This window comes from Streptomyces sp. NPDC049887, assembly GCF_040656535.1.
Lineage (GTDB): Bacteria > Actinomycetota > Actinomycetes > Streptomycetales > Streptomycetaceae > Streptomyces.
On record NZ_JBFAMM010000002.1, the window covers coordinates 66,476 to 85,997 of the forward strand.

The following is a 19,522-nucleotide window of genomic DNA, read 5'->3' on the forward strand; positions in this document are numbered from 1 at the left end:
GCAGGCCGACGGCGCACTGCGCGTGATCGCTCCGGTCCGGATGCGCCACGGGCTGCGGGCAGAGGGACACTGGCCCCCCGCACGGCCGAAGGCATGCCGAGAGGGACGTCCTGCGCTGCCTCGAACGCTTCATCGCCCTCGACGTCCACGCGTACCCCCGTCCGGTCCGGGGGCGGCCCGAGGAGACGGACAGCCGATCGGGGCCGCCCCTCGGCAACCGGTCACCTTCGCCAGAACAGGTGGTGCGTCACACCGCTCGGGCTGGGCACGACCTCCAGCTGGAACCGGTCGAGCAACTCATCAGGTGACTCCCACAGTCGTAGTCCGGACCCGAGCTTCACCGGCGAGACCGCCACATGCATCGTGTCGACGAGGTCGGCGTCGAGGAACTGCCGGACGGTGGTGACCCCGCCGCCGAGCCGGACGTCCTTGCCCTGCGCCGCCTCCCGCGCCTGTTCGAGGACCGTGGCCGGGTCGCCTTCGACGAAGTGGAACGTGGTGTCGGAGAGCGTGAACGAGGGACGCCTGTGGTGGGTCATGACGAACACCGGGGTGCGAAACGGCGGCTCGTCGCCCCACCAGCCGCGCCACTCGTGGTCCTTCCAGGGCCCGCGCTGGGGCCCGAACTTGTTGCGGCCCATGATCTCGGCACCGATGTTGCGGGCGTAGTCGCGGGTGAAGTAGTCGTCGAGGCCCCTGCTCCCGCCGGGATCCGTGCGCATGGGCCAGCTCGCGGTGGCACCGGCCCACGCGAACAGCCTCGCGGGATCGACGCCGTGACCGAACGGCTTCTCGAAGGTCTGGTCCTCACCGGCACCGATGCCGTCGGTTGAGACGTTGAAGTTCTGGACTCGCAAGAGCTGATCCATGGGTTCCTCCAGTGCTGCCGGACAACGAGGGTCGGACCGTCCGGGCCGGGAGAACTCATCGCCGCGTCGCTGACCGGTCGGAGAATCGGGCCGACCGATGTCCCCACCCATGATGCTCGCGGGGTTCGGAAGTCCGCTCGCCGGCGAACCGGCAGGGCGCCGACGGGGACCGCACACGGGCGCGGAGGAGCGGGACTCCCACCGGTCCGGGTGGGCCGCGGACGCACTGCCCGGCGCCGCGGCGCCCAAGACGGCAGGGCGGGAGGACGACGGCGGGCGCACGGCCCTGTACATCACACCCCGGAAGTGCTGTCATGCACGCGACACACCAGTGCACGGCCGAGTGCTCCGCTCGACGTGCACCCGGACCCCGAGGAGGACGGTCATGATCCGGAGATCAGCACACTTACGCCTGCCGATGGCAGGGGCTGCGGCTCTGGCGCTCACATGCCTGGCGATGAGCCCCGCATCGGCCGCCGGCACCACTCTCGACATGGCCTGCCAGGCCAGCCCGCCGATCGGCTCCGCGCAGACCTTCGACCTCTCCGCCGGTGTCGACGCCGACGCGCCGGACACCGTCTCGCCCGGCGGTTCCCTCTCCGTCACGCTGGCCCCCGAATCGATGACCGTCCCCGGCTCGGTGAGCGGCTACACGGTCAAGTCGATCAAGAACATCACTCTCAAGGCCCCGATCCCGACCAACGCGACACTGACGGGCACCCGCCTCACCGGCGGTTCCGGAATCGGCTCGGGAACCCCCACCGTCAGCGTGAGCGGCGGGGAGATCGTCATGTCGGTGCCCGGACCCATCGGTGGCGGGCGGTCCTTCACCCTGCCGGCGCTGACCATGGACCTGACGGCCGGAACGTCCGGCGGCACCATCGAGACACGGCTCGCCGGCTCCAGCTACAGCAGTCCCGGCCTCACGTTCACCGCAAGCGTCCCGATCCTCTTCGTCACCGTCAGCGTGCCGACGTCCTGCTACCCCTCCCCCAACCCGGTGCTCACCTCCACGACCATCGGCTGACCCGGCAGTTCGGCGGCGGCCCGGGAGGTGCCACGGCTCGGCGGGCCTTCCGCGGCCCCTGACTCCCGGTTTCTGGCTCCCGGTTCTGACTTCTGGCTTCTGGCTTCTGGCTTCTGGCAGATCAAGCGGCGAGGGGGCCGTTCAGGAGCACACGACCAGGGCGGGGCCCGGGGGTGCCGAAGCCCGGTGGTCCTCGACTGGCGGACTCGGTCAAGTGACGACGCACACCTGACAGGCGCGAGGATCGGCGGTCAGTCCGCGGTGGGGGCGGCCCCCGGCATCGGCGGGTGGGCGGCGACGACGCGGCGGAAGAGGCCCTGCACGGCGGTGGTGACGTCGGTGCCGGTCCGGGTGTGGTGACAGGGTCCGGTGTAGGCGTGGGTGAGGAAGTCGGCGGTGAGTTCGGGGTCGGAGACGTCGAACTCACCTGCCGCATGGCCTTCCGCAAGGAGGGTGACGAGCAGGTCGCGGGCGGCGGTCATGGGCTCCTCGGTGCTGCCGCCGGGCTCGTGGAAGAGCCGGTGGTAGAGCTCGTGGTGGTCCTTTTCCGCGGCGACCCAGGCGGCGACGAGGCCGTCGAGCCGTTCGGTCCAGGTCAGCCCTGGCTCCTTCAGGAGGGCCGTGGGCCCCTGGAGCATGCGGTCCCACATCTCGGCCTGGAGAGCGGCGAGGAGCTCCTGTTTGGAGTCGAAGTAGAGGTAGACCGTGCCCTTGGCGACCCCGGCGCGGGCGGCGACCTTGCTGACGGTCAGCGCCTCGTGGCCGTCGTCCAGGAGCAGGGCGGCCGTGGCGTCGAGGATCTGGCGGCGGCGGACGTCCGGGGGCTGGAAGCGGCCGGTGGGCTGGGCGGGGGCGGACTTGTCCGCGGGCACGGTCCCTCCTTCGTCGTGAGGTGGTTGACCGACCGGTGGTCGGTCAGCCGGTGGCCTCCAGGGTGTCATGCGGCTTGCGGGCGACGACGACGACCGCATGGTCCTCGCCGGGGTGCTGGATCCGCGGGACGACCTGCCGTTCAGCGCGCACGACGTCCAGGCCGAGGCCGATGAAGGCCTCGGTCAGTTCGGCGAGGTTGGCCAGGTCACCGGACTTTCCCCAGTCGCAGGCCTCCTCGTCCCACTCGCCGAGGGCCAGGATCCCGCCCGGGGCCAGGGCGGTGGCCAGGGTGGCCAGGGTCGCTGTACGGGCGGGGCCGCGGGGCGGCAGCGCGTAGGAACTGAGGGCGAAGCCGTAGACGGTCTCGGGCTGCCAGACGGCGCTGTCGGCGACGGCGAGATCCACCCGGTCGTCCAGGCCGCGGGCGCAGGCACTCGCACGAGTGGAGGCGATCGCACGGGGGGCGAGGTCCACTCCGGTGACACGCCAGCCGCGTTCGGCGAGCGCGAGGGCGTTGCCCCCGGCGCCGCAGCCCAGGTCCAGGGCCCTGCCCGGCGGGAGGCCGTCGGCGGGGGCCAGGAGCGCCAGGTCGGGGGCGGCGGTGTCGCTGCCGTCGCCGGCGTAGAGGTCGTCCCACGCGAAGTCCGGGTACGAGGCGGCCCCGGGTCCGTGGTTGTCGTTGCCGTCCTGCGTGTCGCAGGCGTGTCCGGTGGTGTGGGTCACATTTCCTCCGGTGGGAATGGGATCGAACGAATGACCGTTGGTCAGTAGTATGACCACTGGTCATTCGTTCTCGTCAAGTCCTATCGGAGGCACCCCATGGAGCGCACCGCCCAGTACGACACCGTGATCGTCGGCGGAGGGCCCGCCGGCCTGACCGCCGCGCTGGCCCTCACCCGCTATCGGCAGCGCACCCTGGTCATCGAGTCCCCCGCCCCGCCCCGCAACGCCGCCTCCCGTGGCGTGCACGGCCTGATCGGACTGGAGGGCGCCACCCCAGACGAGCTGCGCTCCCGCGCCTGGGAGGAGCTGCGCCGCTACGGACTGGCCCAGCGGCTCGACGCCACGGTCGACGAGATCACCCCGCTGAACGGCGACGGATTCCGGGTACGCGCGGATGACGGCGCGATGGTGTGGGGCCGGAACGTCATCCTGGCCACCGGTGTCATCGACCAGCACCCGGACGGGGTGGAGGGCTTCGCCGCATGCTGGGGCCGCACGGTGATCCACTGCCCGTTCTGCATCGGCGAGGAGAACGCCGACCGCACCTGGGCCCTGGTCTCCGACGAACCCCTCTACCTCGGCATGGCCGCCACCGCCTTCCGCGCCTGGACCGGCGATGCCATAGCCGTCGCCCCGTCCTCACTGCCCGGCGCCGACGAACTGCGCCGAAGCCTGCGCGAGCAGGGAAGCGACCTCGTCCAGGGCGAGATCACCCGCCTGCACCACACCGACGGCGACCTGCACGCCGTGGAGCTGGCCGACGGCACGCTCCTGGAGCGCCAGACCCTGCTCTGGCCGCAGCGGCAGCGGCAGGTCCCGCTGGTGGAACGCCTCGCCGAGGACCACGGTCTCGCTCTGAACGACGGCTACGTCAGCGTCGACGACGGTCGCCGGACCAGCGTGCCCGGCCTCTACGCCGCAGGCGACCTGACCGGAAGGACCTGGGAACAGGGAGCAGTTGCCGCCGTCACCGCCGGAAGTGCCGCCGCCGACGCCGTCCACTTCGCCCACCTGGTCTGACCGCCCCGAAGCCCCGGGCGACGGCACCGCCCGGCAGGGCGCACGGGTGCCGGAAAGGCGTCCGGCGGTCGGCCGCGGGAACCGCCGCAGGCCGAGCGAGATCGACTCGGTCTGCGGGCCAGGGCGCCGTTGAGCCCCCCGCACCCACGCCGATGCTCCCCGCACCGTTGACGGCTCGACCGATCACCGGACCGGGCCGTCCGCACCCGGCACGACATCGACACGCCCGAACGACGCCTTCCGCGGCGAACCCCACGTGGCACGCCACCACGGTGGCGATGCCGGACCCGATCGGCGTGCCTGACGTCGATGGGCGTCAGGTGGTCTTCCCGTGGGAGCCGGGGAGTCCCGGCCGCACGGGAACGAGCCGGGACAGCGGCGGCAGCTTGCGCAACAGAAGTTCCGTTCCCTTGGCGTAGCCGATGCCGAAGAGGACGGCGGCGACGAGCGACAAGGGCTCGGAGACGTCGTCGAGGATCGGGTAGATCTGCCAGTGCGTCAGATAGATGGAGAGCGAACTGGCGGCGAGGAGTCCCGCCACCTGGTTGACCCGGGGGTTGCTCGGCAGCGTGGGGAACCACACCAGCAGGACGAAGCCGATGACGACGAACGCCTCTCGACGGGGTTCGCCCGGGAAGAAGCCGGGGACCGTGGAGAGCGCGGCGAGGGTGACGAGCAGCCGATGGGGCGTCGTGCGGGCTTTCGCGGCCGCCCATCCGAGGGCGAACAGCCAGAAGACGGTGACCGCGTCGGTGATCTGGGAGCGGTCGGGGAGGCCCACCAGCTCGTAGCGGGTGAGCAGGCCGATCGCGACGAGGGCGAGGGGCAGCCCGTAGGGGAAGCGTCGCTCCGCCCGGTCGACGGCGGGAATGGCCAGCAACGCGAGGATCGCCAGCAGGATGTAGACGAGCGCTTCGACGAACCACAGGTGTATGCCCGGTCCCATGTCCTGGGGGAAGAGCGCGTTGTGCAGCAACAGTACGTTGCTCAGGTCGTAGTCGGCGCCGATCAGCAGGGCGAAGGCGGTCCAGGCCATGCACGGCAGCGCGATGCGCGCGATGCTCCGCCCGGTACGGCGGACGCGTTCGCGACGCTCTGCGGAGGTGAGCAGGAAACGGGCGAAGTTGAACCCGGCCACGGCGAGCAGCAGATGCGCGCCACCGCGGATCTCGAAGAGCCGGATGTGCGAGCCGACGATGCACACGATCGCCACCGCGCGCAGGGCGACGCTGGTCTCCAGGGCCCGGATCCGTGAGGGCGGCTTGGGTTCGGGTGAGCGGAGGGAGCGTATCGGTGTGGTGTGCCAGCTCGCCGGCAGATGGCCGAGGCGCTGCTCGAGGCGGAGCGACATCTCGACGTACGAGAGGGAGTCGCCGCCGAGGCCGACGAAGGTGCTGTCCGGCGTCACGTCCGGACGGTCCAGGATCCTTGCGTACAGGGCGCACAGGTCCTCGCCGTCCCCGTCGTCGACCAGGGTCCGGTCGGCCGTCCGGTCGAGGGAACGGACTGCCGCGTAGTCGGGCTTCCCCGAGGGCAGGCGGGGGAGGTCCGGCAGCAGGTGGACACGGACCGCCCTGGCGGGAAGCCCGCATTCGTCCACCACGAGTCTTCGGATCCGCCGCACGTCCTCCCCGGGCCTGCCGACGACCGCGAGGACGAGCCGTTCGTCGTCGCCCGCGCACAGCGCGCTCAGCCCGTGGCGTTCGAGCACGGCCTCGACCTGCTGGGGGTCGATCCGCAGGCCGAGGATCTTCAGGAACCGACTGCGGCGGCCGACGATCTCGTACAGGCCCTCCTCGGTGCGCCGTGCCAGATCGCCGGTGCGCAGGGTGTCCACGGTGCGGCCCAGGGCGAGGTCGTCAGGGGTACGGGCGTAGCCCAGCATGACGTTCGGCCCGTCGTAGACGAGTTCACCGACGCCTTCTTCGGCCGCCTCCTCGACGGGTTCGAGGGTGAAGGAGCCTCCGGGAACCGGCACACCGATGGCTTCCGGATGCGCGGCGGCGAGCTCCGGCGGGAGGTAGGCCATGCGTGCGGTCGCCTCGGTCTGGCCGTACATGACCACGAGGTCCCAGCCTCGCCGCTGCCCCAACTCGGCGTAGCGGACGACCCGGTCGGGGGCGAGGCGGCCGCCGGCCTGGGTGACGTACCGCAGGTGCGGCAGGTCCATACCGGCGAAGTCGACCCGGTCCAGCAGGTCGAAGGTGTACGGGACGCCCGCGAACGCCGTGCCGCGGGCGGCGCGGAACAGGTCCCAGAAGCAGGTGTCCGCCACCGAGAGATCGGTGAGGACGAGCCCGGCTCCGCGCAGCAGATGGCTGTGGACGACGGACAGGCCGTAGCAGTAGTGCATCGGCAGGGTCGTGGCGGCCCGGTCGGTGTCGCGGATCCCGAGGTAGGTCGCGATCGACTCGGCGTTCGCCTGGAGGTTCTCGTACGAGAGCCGGACGAGTTTCGGCGATCCGGTCGATCCGGAGGTACTGAGCAGCATGGCCAGGTCCGGGTGCAGCACATGGGCGGAGCCGGCCCGCCGCTCCTCGATCCGCCACCCGGCGGGGCCCGGACGGACCACCACGTCGGGGTTGTAGGCGACGGTCAGCGCCTCCACGGCTTCCGGATGGTCCCCGGGTACGAGGAGCACGGGATGTCCCGCCGTCAGGGCGGCGAGAAGCACGACGACCGCCTCGACGGTGTTGGCCCCGGGCAGCAGCACGAGCCGCCGTCCGGTTCCGAGGCGCAGTGCGGTGTCCGCCACTCGCCCGGCCAGCTGACGGTAGGAGATCTCACCGCCCGAGGTGATGAGGGCGGTCCTGTCGCCGTGGGCCGCGAGGTCGCGGGCGAGGGGAAGCGTCTTGCCGCTGATGAGCGGTGCCGGGTGGAGCGTCACGGGCGCATCGTAGGTAAGGCTTTCCTTAATCGGGAAGGGGGCCCCTGGCCCGCGGGGCGGCGAGAGCGACGACGGCGCCCCGCCGCCGTCGCGAACAGGCGGACGAGGCTTGGGAATTGGGCGTGTGGAAGCGCGGCGGAGGGATGGCGCACCCTGCCCGGCGGGCTCATCTGCGGCCAAGCCGTTATACAGTGCACTTGACCCTTAGGTAAGCTTTACCTTATTAATGCTTTGTTCACAGCTTCTCCCCTCGGCACCGTTTTCGCCGCTCGCGGTGGCACCTCCCCCTGAGCCCTCCGGGCACGGGGGGCCGCCAGCGCGGTGACGGCGTTGAGCACGGCAGGAAGGCATTGCCCGTCATGCGACGCCCCTTGGCCCGCAGTCTCACCGCGCTCGCCGCGGCCACCCTGACCCTCCCCGCCCTCGCGAGCTGCAGCGACGAGCCGGCCGGGCTCGTCATCTACTCCGGCCGCAACGAGAACCTCGTCGGGCCGCTCATCGAGAAGCTGGAGGAGCACCTCGGCACCAGCGTCGACGTCCGCTACGGCGACAGCGCCGAACTCTCCGCCCAGCTCCTGGAGGAGGGCGACAAGACGGAGGCCGGGCTCTTCCTGTCCCAGGACGCAGGCGCGCTCGGTGCGCTGTCCAAGGAGGGCCGGCTCGCGCCGCTGCCCCCGAAGACGCTCGACCGGGTGGCACCGACCTACCGCAGCGCCGCAGGGGACTGGGTGGGCGTCAGCGGGCGCGTCCGGGTCATCGCGTACAACCCGGACAAGGCGCCCACGCCTCCGGACAGCGTCCACGACCTGGTCAAGCCGGAATGGAAGGGCAAGATCGGCTTCGCCCCGGCCAACGCCTCGTTCCAGGCGTTCGTCACCGGCATGCGCGTCCTCGAGGGCGACGAGGCCGCACGCGCCTGGCTCAAGGGCCTCAAGGCCAACAAGCCGAAGGCGTACGAGAGCAACCTCAACGTCCTCGACGCCGTCGACACCGGCGAGGTGTCCCTCGGCCTGCTCAACCACTACTACTGGTACGAGCAGGCGGCCGAGAAGGGCGCCGACAAGCTCAAGGCCAAGGTGCACTACCTGCCCAAGGGTGACCCGGGCGGCCTTGTCAACGTCGCCGGTGTGGGTCTGATGAAGGGTGCCGACGAGCAGCAGAGCGCCTATGCGCAAAAGGCCGCCGACTTCCTGCTGTCCACCGAGTCGCAGCGCTACTTCGCCGCGGAGACCAAGGAGTACCCCCTGGCCGCGGGCGTCGAGCAGGCCGAAGGCGTACCGCCGCTGGAGAGCCTCCAGCCTCCGGAGATCGACCTCGGCAGGCTCGACTCGCTCAAGGAGACGCTGGCGATGCTCCAGGAAGCCGGACTGGTCTGACGTGATCCCACCGGATTCCCCCGTCCGGACGCGTCACGACACCCGCCCGGCGAGCGCCCCCGCGCCCGCCGGGCGGCAGCGTGCCGCCGACCCGAAGCACTCCGGCGGCCGCGTCCACCGCGCCGCCGGACCCTCGTGGGTCGTGATCGTGCCCGCATGCGTCGCGGCGGCCCTCGCCGTCCTGCCCCTCGGCTACCTCGCCGTACGCGCCCTCGAACGCGGCCCCGCCTTCGCCTGGAACGTCGTCGCGGGCGACAGGAGCGTGCAGTTGCTCCTGCGCAGCCTCGGCCTGAGCGCCACCGTCGTCGCCGCCTGCCTCCTCCTGGGCGTCTCGCTGGCCTGGCTGACCACGCGCACCGCCCTCCCCCACGCCCGCGCCTGGTCGGTCCTGGTCACGCTGCCCCTGGCCGTGCCCAGCTACGTCACCGCCTTCGCCTGGCTCTCCGCGGCCCCCTCGCTCGCCGGGTTCACGGGGTCCGCCCTCGCGCTGACCCTCGCCAGCTTCCCGTACGTGTACCTGCCGGTCGCCGCCGCCCTGCGCGGCACCGACCCCGGGCACGAGGAGGTTGCGCGCTCCCTCGGCCACGGCCCGCTGCGCACCTTCCTGCGGGTCACCCTGCCCCAGGTGCGGCCGGCCGCCGCGGGCGGCGGGCTCCTTGTCGCGCTCTACGTGCTCTCCGACTTCGGCGCCGTGTCCCTCATGCGGTACGACACCTTCACCCGGGGCATCTACACGTCCTACCGGGCCAGTTTCGACCGCACCCCGGCGGCCGCACTCAGCGCGGTGCTCGTCCTGATGACCGTCGCGCTCGTGACCGCGGAGACCCGCAGCCGCGGCCGGGCCGGGTACTCGCGCACCGGTGCCGGAACCGCCCGACGGACCGCTCCCGCCGCGCTCGGCCGACTGCGGCTGCCCGCCCTCGCCTGGTGCGGGACCGTCGTGGCGACCGCCGTCGGCTTCCCGCTCGCCACCCTCGGGTACTGGCTCGCGGTCGGCTCCTCCGCCACATGGGACCCGGCGACCCTCACCACCACCGCGCTCACCACCCTCGCCGTCGCCGCCGGCGGCGCCGCCCTCACCACCGTCCTGGCCCTGCCCGTCGGTGTGATCGCGGCCCGCCACCGGGGCAGGTTCGCCCATCTCCTGGAACAGGCGGCGTACGCGGGACACGCCGTGCCGGGCATCACCGTGGCACTCGCTCTGGTCTTCTTCGCGGTCCGCTACGTCCGACCGCTGTACCAGGAGACGCCCCTGCTGATTTGCGCCTACGCGGTGCTGTTCCTGCCCGTCGCGGTGGCGGCCACCCGCGCCGCCGTCGTCCAGGCACCACCCGTGCTGGACGAAGTCGCCCGCTCCCTCGGGCGCACGCCCTTCGGGGTGCTGCGCGAGGTCACCGTGCCGCTCGCCGCACCGGGCGTCGCCGCCGGCGCGGCCCTCACCTTCGTCGTCTGCATGAAGGAACTCCCCGCCACCCTGCTGCTGCGCCCCACCGGTATGGACACGCTGGCGACCCGGCTGTGGACCGAGACCGGCAGCGGGTCCTTCGCAGCCGCGGCACCGTACGCCGCAGCCCTCATCCTCCTGGCCGCCGTCCCCTCCTACGTCCTCGGAAGGCACCGCACATGAACGACCTCCAGGTCAGTGGCGTGGTCAAGTCGTACGGTCCCGGCGTCAACGTCCTCGACGGCCTCGACCTCACCGTCCAGGGCGGGCACCTCGCCGCCGTCCTCGGCCCCTCCGGCTGCGGCAAGACCACCCTGCTGCGTGTGATCGCCGGCTTCCTGCACGCCGACGCCGGCACGGTCACGGTCGCCGGTCGCACGCTCACCGGCCCCGGCGTCCACCTCCCACCCGAACGCCGGCGCATCGGCATCGTCCCCCAGGAAGGCGCCCTCTTCCCTCATCTGAGCGTGGCCCGCAACATCGCCTTCGGACTGACGGGAACGGATCGCCGCGTCCGCGCACGGCGCGTCGAGGAGATGCTGGAACTCGTGGGACTCGGCGGCTACGGCGACCGGATGCCGCACGAACTCTCCGGCGGGCAACAACAACGCGTCGCCCTGGCCCGCGCCCTCGCCCCCGAGCCCCAACTCGTCCTCCTCGACGAACCGTTCACCGCCCTCGACAGCGGACTGCGCGGAGCCGTACGAGCGGACGTCCGCGCCGCGCTCCGGGCCACCGGCGCCACCGCCGTCCTCGTCACCCACGATCAGCAGGAGGCCCTCTCCACGGCGGACGTCGTCGCCGTCCTCCGCCACGGCCGGGTGGCCCAGTGCGCCGTCCCCGAAGAGATCTACCAGCGCCCCGCCGACCCGTGGGTGGCGTCCTTCGTCGGCGACGCCGTCTTCATCGCCGGTACCGCGGAGACGAACACGGCAGCCGCCACCGCGCTCGGCCGGATCCCCCTCGTCGCCGCACCGCCCGGACTGGGCGAGGGCCTCGTCCTCCTCCGCCCCGAACAGCTCCATCTGACCGACCCGGCCACGGCAGCCGCCCGAGGCACCGTCACCGACGTCCGGTTCTTCGGCCACGACTCCATGGTCACCGTCTCCGTCGACGGCGTGAACCAGGCGATCGACATCCGCGCCCCCGGCCCGCTCCAGGTGCCCCTGGGCGGGCTGGTCGGCATCCGCGTCACGGGCGAGGCCACCCTGCACAGGACACCGGCCTGACCCAGAGGTCGGGAGGGCGTCGCGGTCGGCCGCATGGCCTCGCTGGCCGGGCCGGCGGGGCGGGCCGGTCCGTTCAGCCTCGTCCAACGGCCGGCCCCGGCGCGGGTGCAGGTGGATCCCGACCAGGACCTGTGCGACCGAGCGGACTCCGGCATCGGTCGGGACACTGCCGCCGCAGTCCCCGCGCCCGAGGATTCAGGAGGGGCGGGCGGCCGTGAGCATGAGGCCCGGGCGCAGTTGGCCGCAGGGTTCGTTGGGGTTCGTCCTGTACCGGCTGAGCAACCTCGGTACCTCCCGGGCAGCCCATGCCCTGGTGGCGGCAAGCTGCCGCGGGTCGGCAACAGCGTCCGCTCGCACCCAGTCGCCGCCGGTGCCCTCGGAGTAGAGGCGAACGTAGCCCGCGGCGGTCAGCCGGGAAACGGTCAGCCCGGGGGTGGTGACCCAGACGCCGTGGGTGTGGATGAAGGTGGGCCGGAGGGTCGTGAAGACATGGTGCCGCAGAGCGGTCATGTTCCGGTCGGCGTAGGCGTCCGCGATGGTGGGCTCGGTGAGGCCCGCGAGGTCCCTGACGGCGAGGTTGCTCGTGAGGAGAGTACCACCGAGGTCCGGGGCGAGAAGTGTGCCGTCGGCCAGGTCCAGGCGCTTCGCGTACTCGTTGAACACCGCGCCGTAGCGGTGGGCGACATGGCACACGGGCAGGGTGGGATGGGCCTGGAACGAGGCGGCGCGCTCTCGCTGCCCGCTCCAGGACACGAGCAGCGCCGTGCAGACGGTGACGCCGGCCACGATTCTGGCGCGCTGTGCTCCTCGTTCCGCCTGGTCCGTCAGAGCGATGCCGACGGCAAGCGACGCCAGCGCCCATACCGGCGTCGCGAAGCGGAACATGCGCATCCAGTCCGGATTGAGCACGCCGAAGGCAGCGAGCGTGAGGGCGAGGGGTACGAGCACACCCGGCAGTGCCCTCCGCACGGGTCCAGGCCGCTCCAGGGCCGCTCCCGTCACCAGAGCGCCGGCCAGCACGGCCGTCCACCCGGCGAACGACAGGAGGGACCCGGTCCCGGAGAACGACTCCCACGTCGGAGCGTCCTGTGCCTTCGCCAGCGCGGTGTTGGGCACGAGACGGTCGAACACGGCATAGCGCCACCCGAGGAAGGCGGCGTACGGCACGGCGAAGGCAGCTACGGCACAGGCCGCCGCGCGGGCGGACGCGCCCAGCGTCGCTCGCCGTACCCGCAGCAACAGCACCCCGGGATAGGCCGCCGCCAGGACCGCCCCGTCCGGGCGGGTCAGGGCCGCCATCAGTGCCAGAAGCCCCGTCAGCACAGCAGGCCCTGCCGCGGTGAGCCGGTCGTCCAGCAGAGCACAAGCGAGCACGGCGGCCATCAGCACGGCCAGCAGGGCGTACAGCGGATTCTCCAGTCCGGAGAACATCCAGGCAACGAACGACATGTTGCCGGCCAGAAACACACCGCAGAACAGCACCACCGCCCAGGAATTCGTCACCAGCCGCCCCGCGACGCGGGAGACGGCGATCAGGATGCCCAGCGTGCACAGGACACCGAGGACCTTCGGGTACAGGACCTGGTCCGGCACACCGAAGTAGGTGCGGTGATCGAACAGGCCCAGCCACCTGCCCAGTACCAGCAGGGCGAGCCAGGCCGGGTTGGAGTAGCCCTCGACCGGAGGCGAGCCGGCCTGTTGCACCGGCCCGAGGCCCTCGTCGATGCTGCGGGCGTAGGCGAAGGTGATCGCGGCGTCGTCGACCACCCAGCGACCGAGCCGTGAGCCCCGCAGGGCGATCAGAACGGTGCCCAGCAGGACGGCAGCCGTGTCGCGGAGCGAGCGACCGGTGAGGCCGGTGCTTCTCGCGGGCCGGGGCCACGCGTCCCGCCGCACGGCGGGGCGGACTTCGCGGACGCTGAATGGAGGCAAGGCGGACCCCTCGCTCGACCGGACCTGGCATACGAGAGAGGAACGGTCCACCGTGCCCACCGGTTACGCCCGGCGCACCGCCAGTGGGGCGAGCGCGGGCGCTCGGGCCGGGACAGGTGCGGCCGTGGTCATCGGCCCTCCGCCACGGCCCCGCGTCCACGGAGGTGCCGTCGTGCGCAGTCGCCGACCCGGGGAGCCGTCCTCGTCTGCCGCATCCGCCCCGGCACCTCGTGCACCCACCGCACGACTGCCGAATCCATGCCCGGGGGTTGCCCTGCGGATACGGCGGAGCGGGCGGACCGGCCGGCTCGTCCGGCGAGCGGACCTGGCCCCCGGAGCGTCGCTCCGGGGGCCAGGTCCGCGGCTGTTGCCCGATCAGGCGGGAGTGATGTTCTCCGCCTGGGGGCCCTTCTGCCCCTGGGTGATGTCGAAGGTGACGGCCTGGCCCTCCTGGAGCTCACGGAAGCCGGTGGCGTTGATGTTGGAGTAGTGCGCGAAGACGTCGGGACCGCCGCCGTCCTGTGCGATGAAGCCGAAGCCCTTTTCCGAGTTGAACCACTTGACGGTTCCGCTGGCCATGCCGGTGCCTCTCAGTCGATAGCGGATCCGCACCGCGCGGACCCGGAGGTGATCGCCCTGGTCCTCAGGCACTGCACAGCAAAACGCCCACGCCAGGGCGCGGGCAGGTACTGCGAACCACGACAGCTACAAGTGACGCTACACGGCGATACCGTCCATGACCAGAGAGCAACGGTCGTTCGGTGATCCCACGGAGTAACTGCCGCACGCCGTTCGGGGGCCTCTCGTCGTCTGCGGGACACAGGAAGACGGAGGGCGGCGCCAGGCCGTGCCACCGCCTGCGTCACCCGTGAGGCGCACGGCCCGCGGGGCCGGCTCCGGCCGGCGCATCCCGATGGCGGTCGGACTCCTCCTGGAGCCCCTCCGCCGCGATGGTCCTCAGCTCCTGGTCGGTGGCTCCCTGCGTCCGGGCGTCGAAGTGACGGGCCGCGTACGCGGGTGGCAGGTGGTGGGTGATCAGCCCGGATGCGGGCGTCGTCGGCGCTGCCCGGAGCGGCCTCGCGGGGATCGTCGCCGGAGCCCCGGACTCCGCCCGAGCCCGGCAGCCGGCGCGCGAGGGTGACCGAGCGGTTCCGGGAGCCGTACGGGTACGAGCACGGGCCGCATGTCGCCGTGCCTGGGGACCTCGCTCGGCGCAGAGCCCGGACCGCCGCCGCTGCGGGTCCGGGCCGCGGGCCGGGCTCTGGACCCTGCGGATCAGAGCTGGGCTTGATCCGGTCCGGCCTCCAGTCGAGCGATGGCCCTGCGTGCGGCAGCGGCGAAGGCCGTGAACCTCTCGTTGGTGTGCGTCGGCCTCTCGAGCCTGCTGAAGTGACCCGCGTCGAAGAGGCTTTGACGCAGCTCCGTGGTCATCTCCAACTGGGCGCCCTTGCGGAGGAGGGTCCTGTTGCAGATGTTCTCCGGGTTCTCTCCGGCCAGCGCGGGAACGGTGGAGCCGTCGATGGTCCGGAATCCGGCGGCCTGGAACTCTTCGTGCAGACAGGTCTTGAACGTGGTGTTGAGACCTCCGACGACGACCGCCTCCGGCTCCCCTGCCGGCGCTCCGGCCTGCTCCTTCCTGCAGCCGTGCAGGCTCAGCACATTGAGGCTGCCCGCGGCCATGGACAGGGCGACCGCGTCGTCGTTGTGGGTCGAGGTGACGTGCAGGTCCCCGTTGCCGGAGGAGGCGAGGCCTTCGAACATCCAGTAGTCGTAGGCCGGACCGCCTGCCGGGCTTGCCACGAGCGTCGCGGGATGGTAGCCGGCTATCGCGAGGCAGAGCTCTGACGTACCGCCTTCGATACCGCCGCCGTGGAGGGCCATGATCGTGGTGCGGTTGAACGGGTGTCTCTGGCCGTCGCTGGCATCGACCATCTCATGGCGCTTGTAGCGCCGGGCGAACAAGGTCCCCTCCTGCCCCGCGAGCTTCGTGTAGAGGTCGGTGTTGCACGTGTACTGGTCGGCCGCGTGGGCGGGCGAGGCGGTGAGCGTGTCGAGGATGGTGGCGCCGAGAGCGGCCCCGGCAAGGCCGGCGAGCACGGTGCGGCGGTTGGTGTAGGTCATGCCTTTCATGATCGGGCAGCCGGCACCGCCCACCCGGCCGGTCAACCGTGGGAAGTGTCACAACCGCTGATGAAGTGTGAATGCGCAGCTCGCGCACGTCCGGACCGGTCACGGCCCGTCGGCGGGCTCGGAGGGCACGACGGCGCGCGTCCAGAATCCTCGGCCCTGCCGTACGACCCCGTCCCGGCTCTCGCGACGAGAGCGGGGACGCCCGGTCACCACGTGTGGGCGACGTCCACGATCAGTTTCCCCTCGGACTGGAGCACCCGGAACGGCAGCCTGGCCCGGACCCCGAGCCCGATCTGGGTCTGGCCTTCGAAACTCGCCCCGAACCTCGTGTCCTTGAACGTACCGAAGCCGGTGAGGTCGACCCCGGGCAACGGCTCACCCGCCCGCCCGGCATACACCCGACGCATCGTCACGGGATCGTAGCTGGGTGCGGAGACGAAGATCTGGAGCACGGCGCCTCCGCCCACGGGTATCCGGTCACCGGATCCGTCCTGGTGGAACGCGTCGACGTAGCCGACGTGATGACCCACCGGGCCCGTCGCTCCGCTGACGTCGAAGACCATGCGGTCGAAGCACTTGTGCCGTCCCACCCTGATGTCCGTCAGGGGTTTGACGTTCCCACCTGCGGCTTCCTCGACGCCGCTGCCCCAGGGGGTCGAGCAGGTGTCGGCGGGGTTCGCTCCGTCGGCGCGGTGCGGCACCGCCGCCGACTGCCCTGCCGACGCCGCCAGTGCTGCTCCCGCAAGCAGGAACGCCGCGCCGATGGCCGATGAACGTCGCATCTTCGCTCCTCTGAACGATTGGTGACGTGCATGTGCACGCGCAGTGAGACGGATGGGCGACCCGCGGGTTGCTCCACTCCCGGCTTTCAGCCACAGAACGGTCCGAAAGTCCGTGAGGGGCGCGGACGGGCGCTGGAGCACCCGCCGCTTGAACCTGAAGACGCCCCACGCCCCGGAACGCCCCGGACGGCTCTTCCTGACCGGGAGCTCGCGGCCGTGGTGCCGTCCGGCGGACCGCGCACCCCGGGGGCGCCCGTGGCCGTCCCCTCCTGCCGGCGTCAGCGGTACGCGCGGAGCCGCGTGCGTCCCGTGGTGCCCCCGTCCCCGTTGCGGCCGTCACCGCCGGGGAATTTCTCCGCCCGCAGGAGACTGCGCGGCGGACGGCTCGGACGCGCCGTTCCCTCGAGTGGCGCCATGAGTGCCGGCGGGCGTTCCTGGCGTCAAGGCGTTCCCCGCAGCGGTGGTGGCCGGTCCTGCGAGCGCGGCACCGGCCAACGCCGGTGTGGATGGAGGGACCACCGCGCGGCGGGTGGGACTCTGCACGACCTGCTCCTCTCGTCGGTCCGCCCGGGCCCGGAGAGCCTGAGGGCGGGAGACGCTTCCCCCGTGCGACGGGACGGTGAATGTCCCGTGCCACCACATGCTGGCAGCGAGGCGCGCATCGCGAAGAGGGGCGGGCGGCGGATCGTCACGAACAAGACAACCTCGCACGGAAGGTGCATCGTTCAACGGCGTGGATCCTCCCGGTGCGCCTCCACAGCCTCCGGGAACGGACGGAAATCCGGTCCGCCTCGACATCGGCCTCCGCAAATGTTCCGAGGCCGTTCGCCGGGAGGCGGCCCGACGGGAGCCCGCAACTCGACGGGAATCCACGGGCACTCATCGCGCCCCTGGGTACGCGGTCGGGTTGCCCCGGACCGTGCGGCCGCTCGCCGGCCGACCTCCCGGGCCGACTTCGCTGCGCGTGGAAGAGCGGGGTGGGACTGTCGACTCGGAGCTGCCGATCGAAATAGTAGCCATGGATATAGTCTCCATGTAATCTATACGGCATGAGTGAGAGCTCTCCGGGCCCCACGCCCGGCTTCCTCGTGTGGCGGCTCGCCAACAAGTGGCGTGTCGCGGTCGATCGCGCGGTGGCTCCGCTGGGCCTCACCCACGCGCAGTACTCACTGGTCGCGTCGCTGTACGGCATGCAGCGGTGCGGCGAGCGACCGAGTCAGCGCCGACTCGCCGACCACACCGGCCTGGAGGCGCTTTACGTCTCGAAGCTGGCACGCGCCCTGGAGTCGACCGGCGTCATCGAACGCACCCGCGACCCCCACGATCCTCGTGCCGTGCAGCTCACGCTCACCCAGCACGGCCAGGCCGTCACCCGCCAGGCCATCGCCGTGGTCCAGGAACTGCTCCGGCAGTTGCTGCAGCCACTCGGCGGCCTCGACTCCCCGCGCACACACGCGTTCACCGAGGAACTGACAACCCTGCTCAACGCACCTCTCGCACCATCCGTACCGAACGACGAGAGCACCCAGGGGACACCATGACCATCACCTCATCCACCAGTACGAACGCCACCCCCGTCGCCGACGCCCGCAGCCTCGGCCTCGCCCACTACGCCGCTCGCGGCGTCCTGGAACACGTGCTGGCCCGGCACGGCATCACCTTCCAGCAGCAGATCGCCCTGCGCGCCGCCGTCACCGCCTCGTCCCCGCACACCCCGGACGAGCTCGTCGACCAAATCCGCGCGTCCCTCAAAGCCGACCCGGCCGACATCCGCACCGCACTCGACGAACTTCTGACCGGGCGACTGCTCGCCGCGGAGGGCCCGCACCTCCGCGCCACCGACGCAGCGCACGAACTGCTCGCCGCCGTGGCCGCGGAGACCGCTCCCGTCAGCAAGCGCATCTGGAGTGACATACCCGCCGAGGACCTCGCCGCCGCGGGCCGGGTTCTCGCCCTCGTCACCAAGCGCGCCGACGCGGAGCTCGCCGTGCTGACCAGTTGACGGGGCGAACGGGCTTCGCCGCTGCGAGGCCCTGCGCCTATTGGTGGCCTCGCGCGGCGTCCCCAGGCCGACCGGGCGCCTGAGGACCGGCGCTCCGCACCTTGCCGCCAGTCGCCGGGCGGCAATGGCAGGCGCCACCCCGCCACGTCGGACCTGGTCAAGCCCACCCCGGTGTGGCAGGAACAGAACCGGCACAGTTCCTCGGAGAACCCTTCCGCCTCCAGGATCTCGTGCCCGAGCACCCCGTGGCGCACGTAATGCGCCTGGTCCACGCGCCCGTTGTCGTCGTAGAGGCGATACACGCCGATGTCGTGCACCAGGCAGCCCGCCCGGACCAACTCCGCGTCGACGTCCGACCCCGACACGGAAGTCAACTGCCGGGCAGTGCTCCACGCAATCACAGTGCGTCAGCACGAGGTCCAAGGCTTCTTCGGACGGCGCATACTCCACATGGAGGTCGCGAATCTCGCCGACGCCGGGGATTTCCACCCCCGCGACTCCAACAAGCGCGTGGCCTCGAAGGCTTGTGCCGGACACCCCGGAGAACACCGCCGCCGCGGGGACCGTGCGGGCCGCCGACGTCCTTCTCGCCCGCGAGCGGCTCGCCGCGCCGCCGAAGGGGCGGCTGCCCGCACTGGTGGCCTGGACACCCGGCGACGGCGGGGGTGGGGGCACCGGTGACCGCAGGGGCCTCGGAGCTCGGGTTCGGGCCACCGGGCGACGGATGGCGGAGATGGCTCGCCCGTGCGGGGTTCAGCGGCAGGACGGGCACAGTCCGCGGTAGGTGACCTCGGCCGCGGACACCGTGAAACCGAACCGTTCCTCGACCGGAAGGGCCGCCAGCGGATCGCCGGTCGGGTGCACGTCGAGGATGGTGCCGCAGCCGGAGCACACCAGGTGCTGGTGCGGGTGGTGTGCGTTGGGGTCGTAGCGCTTGGCACGGCCGTCCGTGGAGACCTCCGCGACCTCGCCGAGGGCGACCAGCTCGCCGAGCGTGTTGTAGACGGTCGCCCGGGAGATCTCGGGCAGCCGCTCCACCGCGCGGGCGTGCACCTCGTCGGCCGTGAGATGTACGTGGTCGCCGTCGAGGACCTCCGCGACGACACGCCGCTGGGCGGTCACCCGCCAGCCACGCCCTCGCAGCCGCTCCAGCAGGTCACTCATGTCGGTTCACCTATTCGTACGTGACGGATGGCCGAAGTTTACCGGCGGATGTCCGGATTCTGAT

General features: G+C 71.7%; 16 protein-coding genes and 2 pseudogenes. 7 read left to right on the forward strand and 11 right to left on the reverse strand.

Annotated elements, in window-relative coordinates; genetic code table 11:
• Positions 1–221: 221 nt before the first annotated feature.
• Positions 222–869: a dihydrofolate reductase family protein gene (locus AB0J10_RS02445; protein WP_363056960.1), complete on the reverse strand. Its 648-nt coding sequence runs from the start codon at positions 867–869 to the stop codon at positions 222–224.
• A 457-nt stretch (positions 870–1,326) separates the two neighbouring features.
• Here AB0J10_RS02445 and AB0J10_RS02450 point away from each other — a divergent pair, with 457 nt between their 5' ends.
• A complete protein-coding gene (locus AB0J10_RS02450; protein WP_363056962.1) occupies positions 1,327–1,896 on the forward strand; it encodes a cyclase in 570 nt (189 codons plus the stop codon).
• Between the two features lie 251 nt (positions 1,897–2,147).
• On the opposite strand, the gene AB0J10_RS02455 is transcribed toward AB0J10_RS02450, so the two are convergent.
• A complete protein-coding gene (locus AB0J10_RS02455) occupies positions 2,148–2,768 on the reverse strand; it encodes a TetR/AcrR family transcriptional regulator (protein ID WP_363056964.1) in 621 nt (206 codons plus the stop codon).
• A gap of 43 nt (positions 2,769–2,811) precedes the next feature.
• Positions 2,812–3,492, reverse strand: coding sequence for a class I SAM-dependent methyltransferase (locus tag AB0J10_RS02460; RefSeq protein WP_363056966.1), 681 nt, complete (start codon positions 3,490–3,492; stop codon positions 2,812–2,814).
• Positions 3,493–3,588: 96 nt separating this feature from the next.
• Here AB0J10_RS02460 and AB0J10_RS02465 point away from each other — a divergent pair, with 96 nt between their 5' ends.
• Positions 3,589–4,512 (forward strand): NAD(P)/FAD-dependent oxidoreductase, encoded by a 924-nt coding sequence (locus tag AB0J10_RS02465; RefSeq protein WP_363056968.1) that lies wholly within the window; start codon positions 3,589–3,591, stop codon positions 4,510–4,512.
• Between the two features lie 316 nt (positions 4,513–4,828).
• On the opposite strand, the gene AB0J10_RS02470 is transcribed toward AB0J10_RS02465, so the two are convergent.
• On the reverse strand, positions 4,829–7,399 hold the full coding sequence (locus AB0J10_RS02470; RefSeq protein ID WP_363056970.1) for an AMP-binding protein: 2,571 nt from the start codon (positions 7,397–7,399) through the stop codon (positions 4,829–4,831).
• A gap of 359 nt (positions 7,400–7,758) precedes the next feature.
• Here AB0J10_RS02470 and AB0J10_RS02475 point away from each other — a divergent pair, with 359 nt between their 5' ends.
• From AB0J10_RS02475 to AB0J10_RS02485, 3 genes are all read left to right on the forward strand, one after another.
• Entirely contained in the window at positions 7,759–8,775 is a 1,017-nt protein-coding gene (locus AB0J10_RS02475) for an iron ABC transporter substrate-binding protein (protein WP_363056972.1), read from the forward strand.
• 142 nt (positions 8,776–8,917) lie between these two features.
• Positions 8,918–10,402, forward strand: a complete 1,485-nt coding sequence (locus AB0J10_RS02480; RefSeq protein ID WP_363056974.1) for an iron ABC transporter permease — start codon at positions 8,918–8,920, stop codon at positions 10,400–10,402.
• Positions 10,399–11,448 carry an ABC transporter ATP-binding protein gene (locus tag AB0J10_RS02485; protein ID WP_363056976.1) on the forward strand — a complete coding sequence of 350 codons (1,050 nt, stop codon included), beginning with the start codon at positions 10,399–10,401 and terminating at the stop codon, positions 11,446–11,448. The genes AB0J10_RS02480 and AB0J10_RS02485 overlap by 4 nt, the downstream gene beginning before the upstream one ends.
• 195 nt (positions 11,449–11,643) lie before the next feature.
• On the opposite strand, the gene AB0J10_RS02490 is transcribed toward AB0J10_RS02485, so the two are convergent.
• From AB0J10_RS02490 to AB0J10_RS02510, 5 genes and pseudogenes are all read right to left on the reverse strand, one after another.
• On the reverse strand, positions 11,644–13,380 hold the full coding sequence (locus AB0J10_RS02490) for a hypothetical protein (protein ID WP_363056978.1): 1,737 nt from the start codon (positions 13,378–13,380) through the stop codon (positions 11,644–11,646).
• 375 nt (positions 13,381–13,755) lie between these two features.
• Complete coding sequence (locus tag AB0J10_RS02495; protein WP_093655093.1) at positions 13,756–13,959, reverse strand: cold-shock protein; 204 nt, start codon at positions 13,957–13,959, stop codon at positions 13,756–13,758.
• Positions 13,960–14,308: 349 nt separating this feature from the next.
• A pseudogene (locus tag AB0J10_RS02500) lies at positions 14,309–14,453 on the reverse strand (XRE family transcriptional regulator); the annotation flags it as partial.
• Between the two features lie 202 nt (positions 14,454–14,655).
• A complete protein-coding gene (locus tag AB0J10_RS02505) occupies positions 14,656–15,501 on the reverse strand; it encodes a poly-gamma-glutamate hydrolase family protein (RefSeq protein WP_363056981.1) in 846 nt (281 codons plus the stop codon).
• A 215-nt stretch (positions 15,502–15,716) separates the two neighbouring features.
• Positions 15,717–16,292: a hypothetical protein gene (locus AB0J10_RS02510; RefSeq protein ID WP_363056983.1), complete on the reverse strand. Its 576-nt coding sequence runs from the start codon at positions 16,290–16,292 to the stop codon at positions 15,717–15,719.
• Between the two features lie 1,049 nt (positions 16,293–17,341).
• Here AB0J10_RS02510 and AB0J10_RS02515 point away from each other — a divergent pair.
• Both AB0J10_RS02515 and AB0J10_RS02520 read left to right on the forward strand, forming a co-directional pair.
• Positions 17,342–17,833: a MarR family transcriptional regulator gene (locus AB0J10_RS02515; RefSeq protein WP_363056985.1), complete on the forward strand. Its 492-nt coding sequence runs from the start codon at positions 17,342–17,344 to the stop codon at positions 17,831–17,833.
• The gene (locus AB0J10_RS02520; RefSeq protein ID WP_363056987.1) at positions 17,830–18,294 is read left to right on the forward strand and encodes a MarR family transcriptional regulator; all 465 of its coding nucleotides are present in this window, start codon (positions 17,830–17,832) and stop codon (positions 18,292–18,294) included. The genes AB0J10_RS02515 and AB0J10_RS02520 overlap by 4 nt, the downstream gene beginning before the upstream one ends.
• Positions 18,295–18,509: 215 nt before the next feature.
• Here AB0J10_RS02520 and AB0J10_RS02525 read toward each other — a convergent pair.
• Together AB0J10_RS02525 and AB0J10_RS02530 are read right to left on the reverse strand one after the other, a co-directional pair.
• A pseudogene (locus AB0J10_RS02525) lies at positions 18,510–18,695 on the reverse strand (HDIG domain-containing metalloprotein); the annotation flags it as partial.
• A 352-nt stretch (positions 18,696–19,047) separates the two neighbouring features.
• Positions 19,048–19,458: a Fur family transcriptional regulator gene (locus AB0J10_RS02530; RefSeq protein ID WP_363056989.1), complete on the reverse strand. Its 411-nt coding sequence runs from the start codon at positions 19,456–19,458 to the stop codon at positions 19,048–19,050.
• Positions 19,459–19,522: the final 64 nt, after the last annotated feature.

Coding starts and splice junctions, on each gene's coding strand:
- AB0J10_RS02495 (WP_093655093.1), bottom strand. CDS start 13,959: ATGGCCAGCGGAACCGTCAAGTGGTTCAACTCGGAAAAGGGCTTCGGC.
- AB0J10_RS02530 (WP_363056989.1), bottom strand. CDS start 19,458: ATGAGTGACCTGCTGGAGCGGCTGCGAGGGCGTGGCTGGCGGGTGACC.
- AB0J10_RS02475 (WP_363056972.1), top strand. CDS start 7,759: ATGCGACGCCCCTTGGCCCGCAGTCTCACCGCGCTCGCCGCGGCCACC.
- AB0J10_RS02515 (WP_363056985.1), top strand. CDS start 17,342: ATGAGTGAGAGCTCTCCGGGCCCCACGCCCGGCTTCCTCGTGTGGCGG.
- AB0J10_RS02450 (WP_363056962.1), top strand. CDS start 1,327: ATGAGCCCCGCATCGGCCGCCGGCACCACTCTCGACATGGCCTGCCAG.
- AB0J10_RS02510 (WP_363056983.1), bottom strand. CDS start 16,292: ATGCGACGTTCATCGGCCATCGGCGCGGCGTTCCTGCTTGCGGGAGCA.
- AB0J10_RS02465 (WP_363056968.1), top strand. CDS start 3,589: ATGGAGCGCACCGCCCAGTACGACACCGTGATCGTCGGCGGAGGGCCC.
- AB0J10_RS02520 (WP_363056987.1), top strand. CDS start 17,830: ATGACCATCACCTCATCCACCAGTACGAACGCCACCCCCGTCGCCGAC.
- AB0J10_RS02485 (WP_363056976.1), top strand. CDS start 10,399: ATGAACGACCTCCAGGTCAGTGGCGTGGTCAAGTCGTACGGTCCCGGC.
- AB0J10_RS02505 (WP_363056981.1), bottom strand. CDS start 15,501: ATGACCTACACCAACCGCCGCACCGTGCTCGCCGGCCTTGCCGGGGCC.
- AB0J10_RS02445 (WP_363056960.1), bottom strand. CDS start 869: ATGGATCAGCTCTTGCGAGTCCAGAACTTCAACGTCTCAACCGACGGC.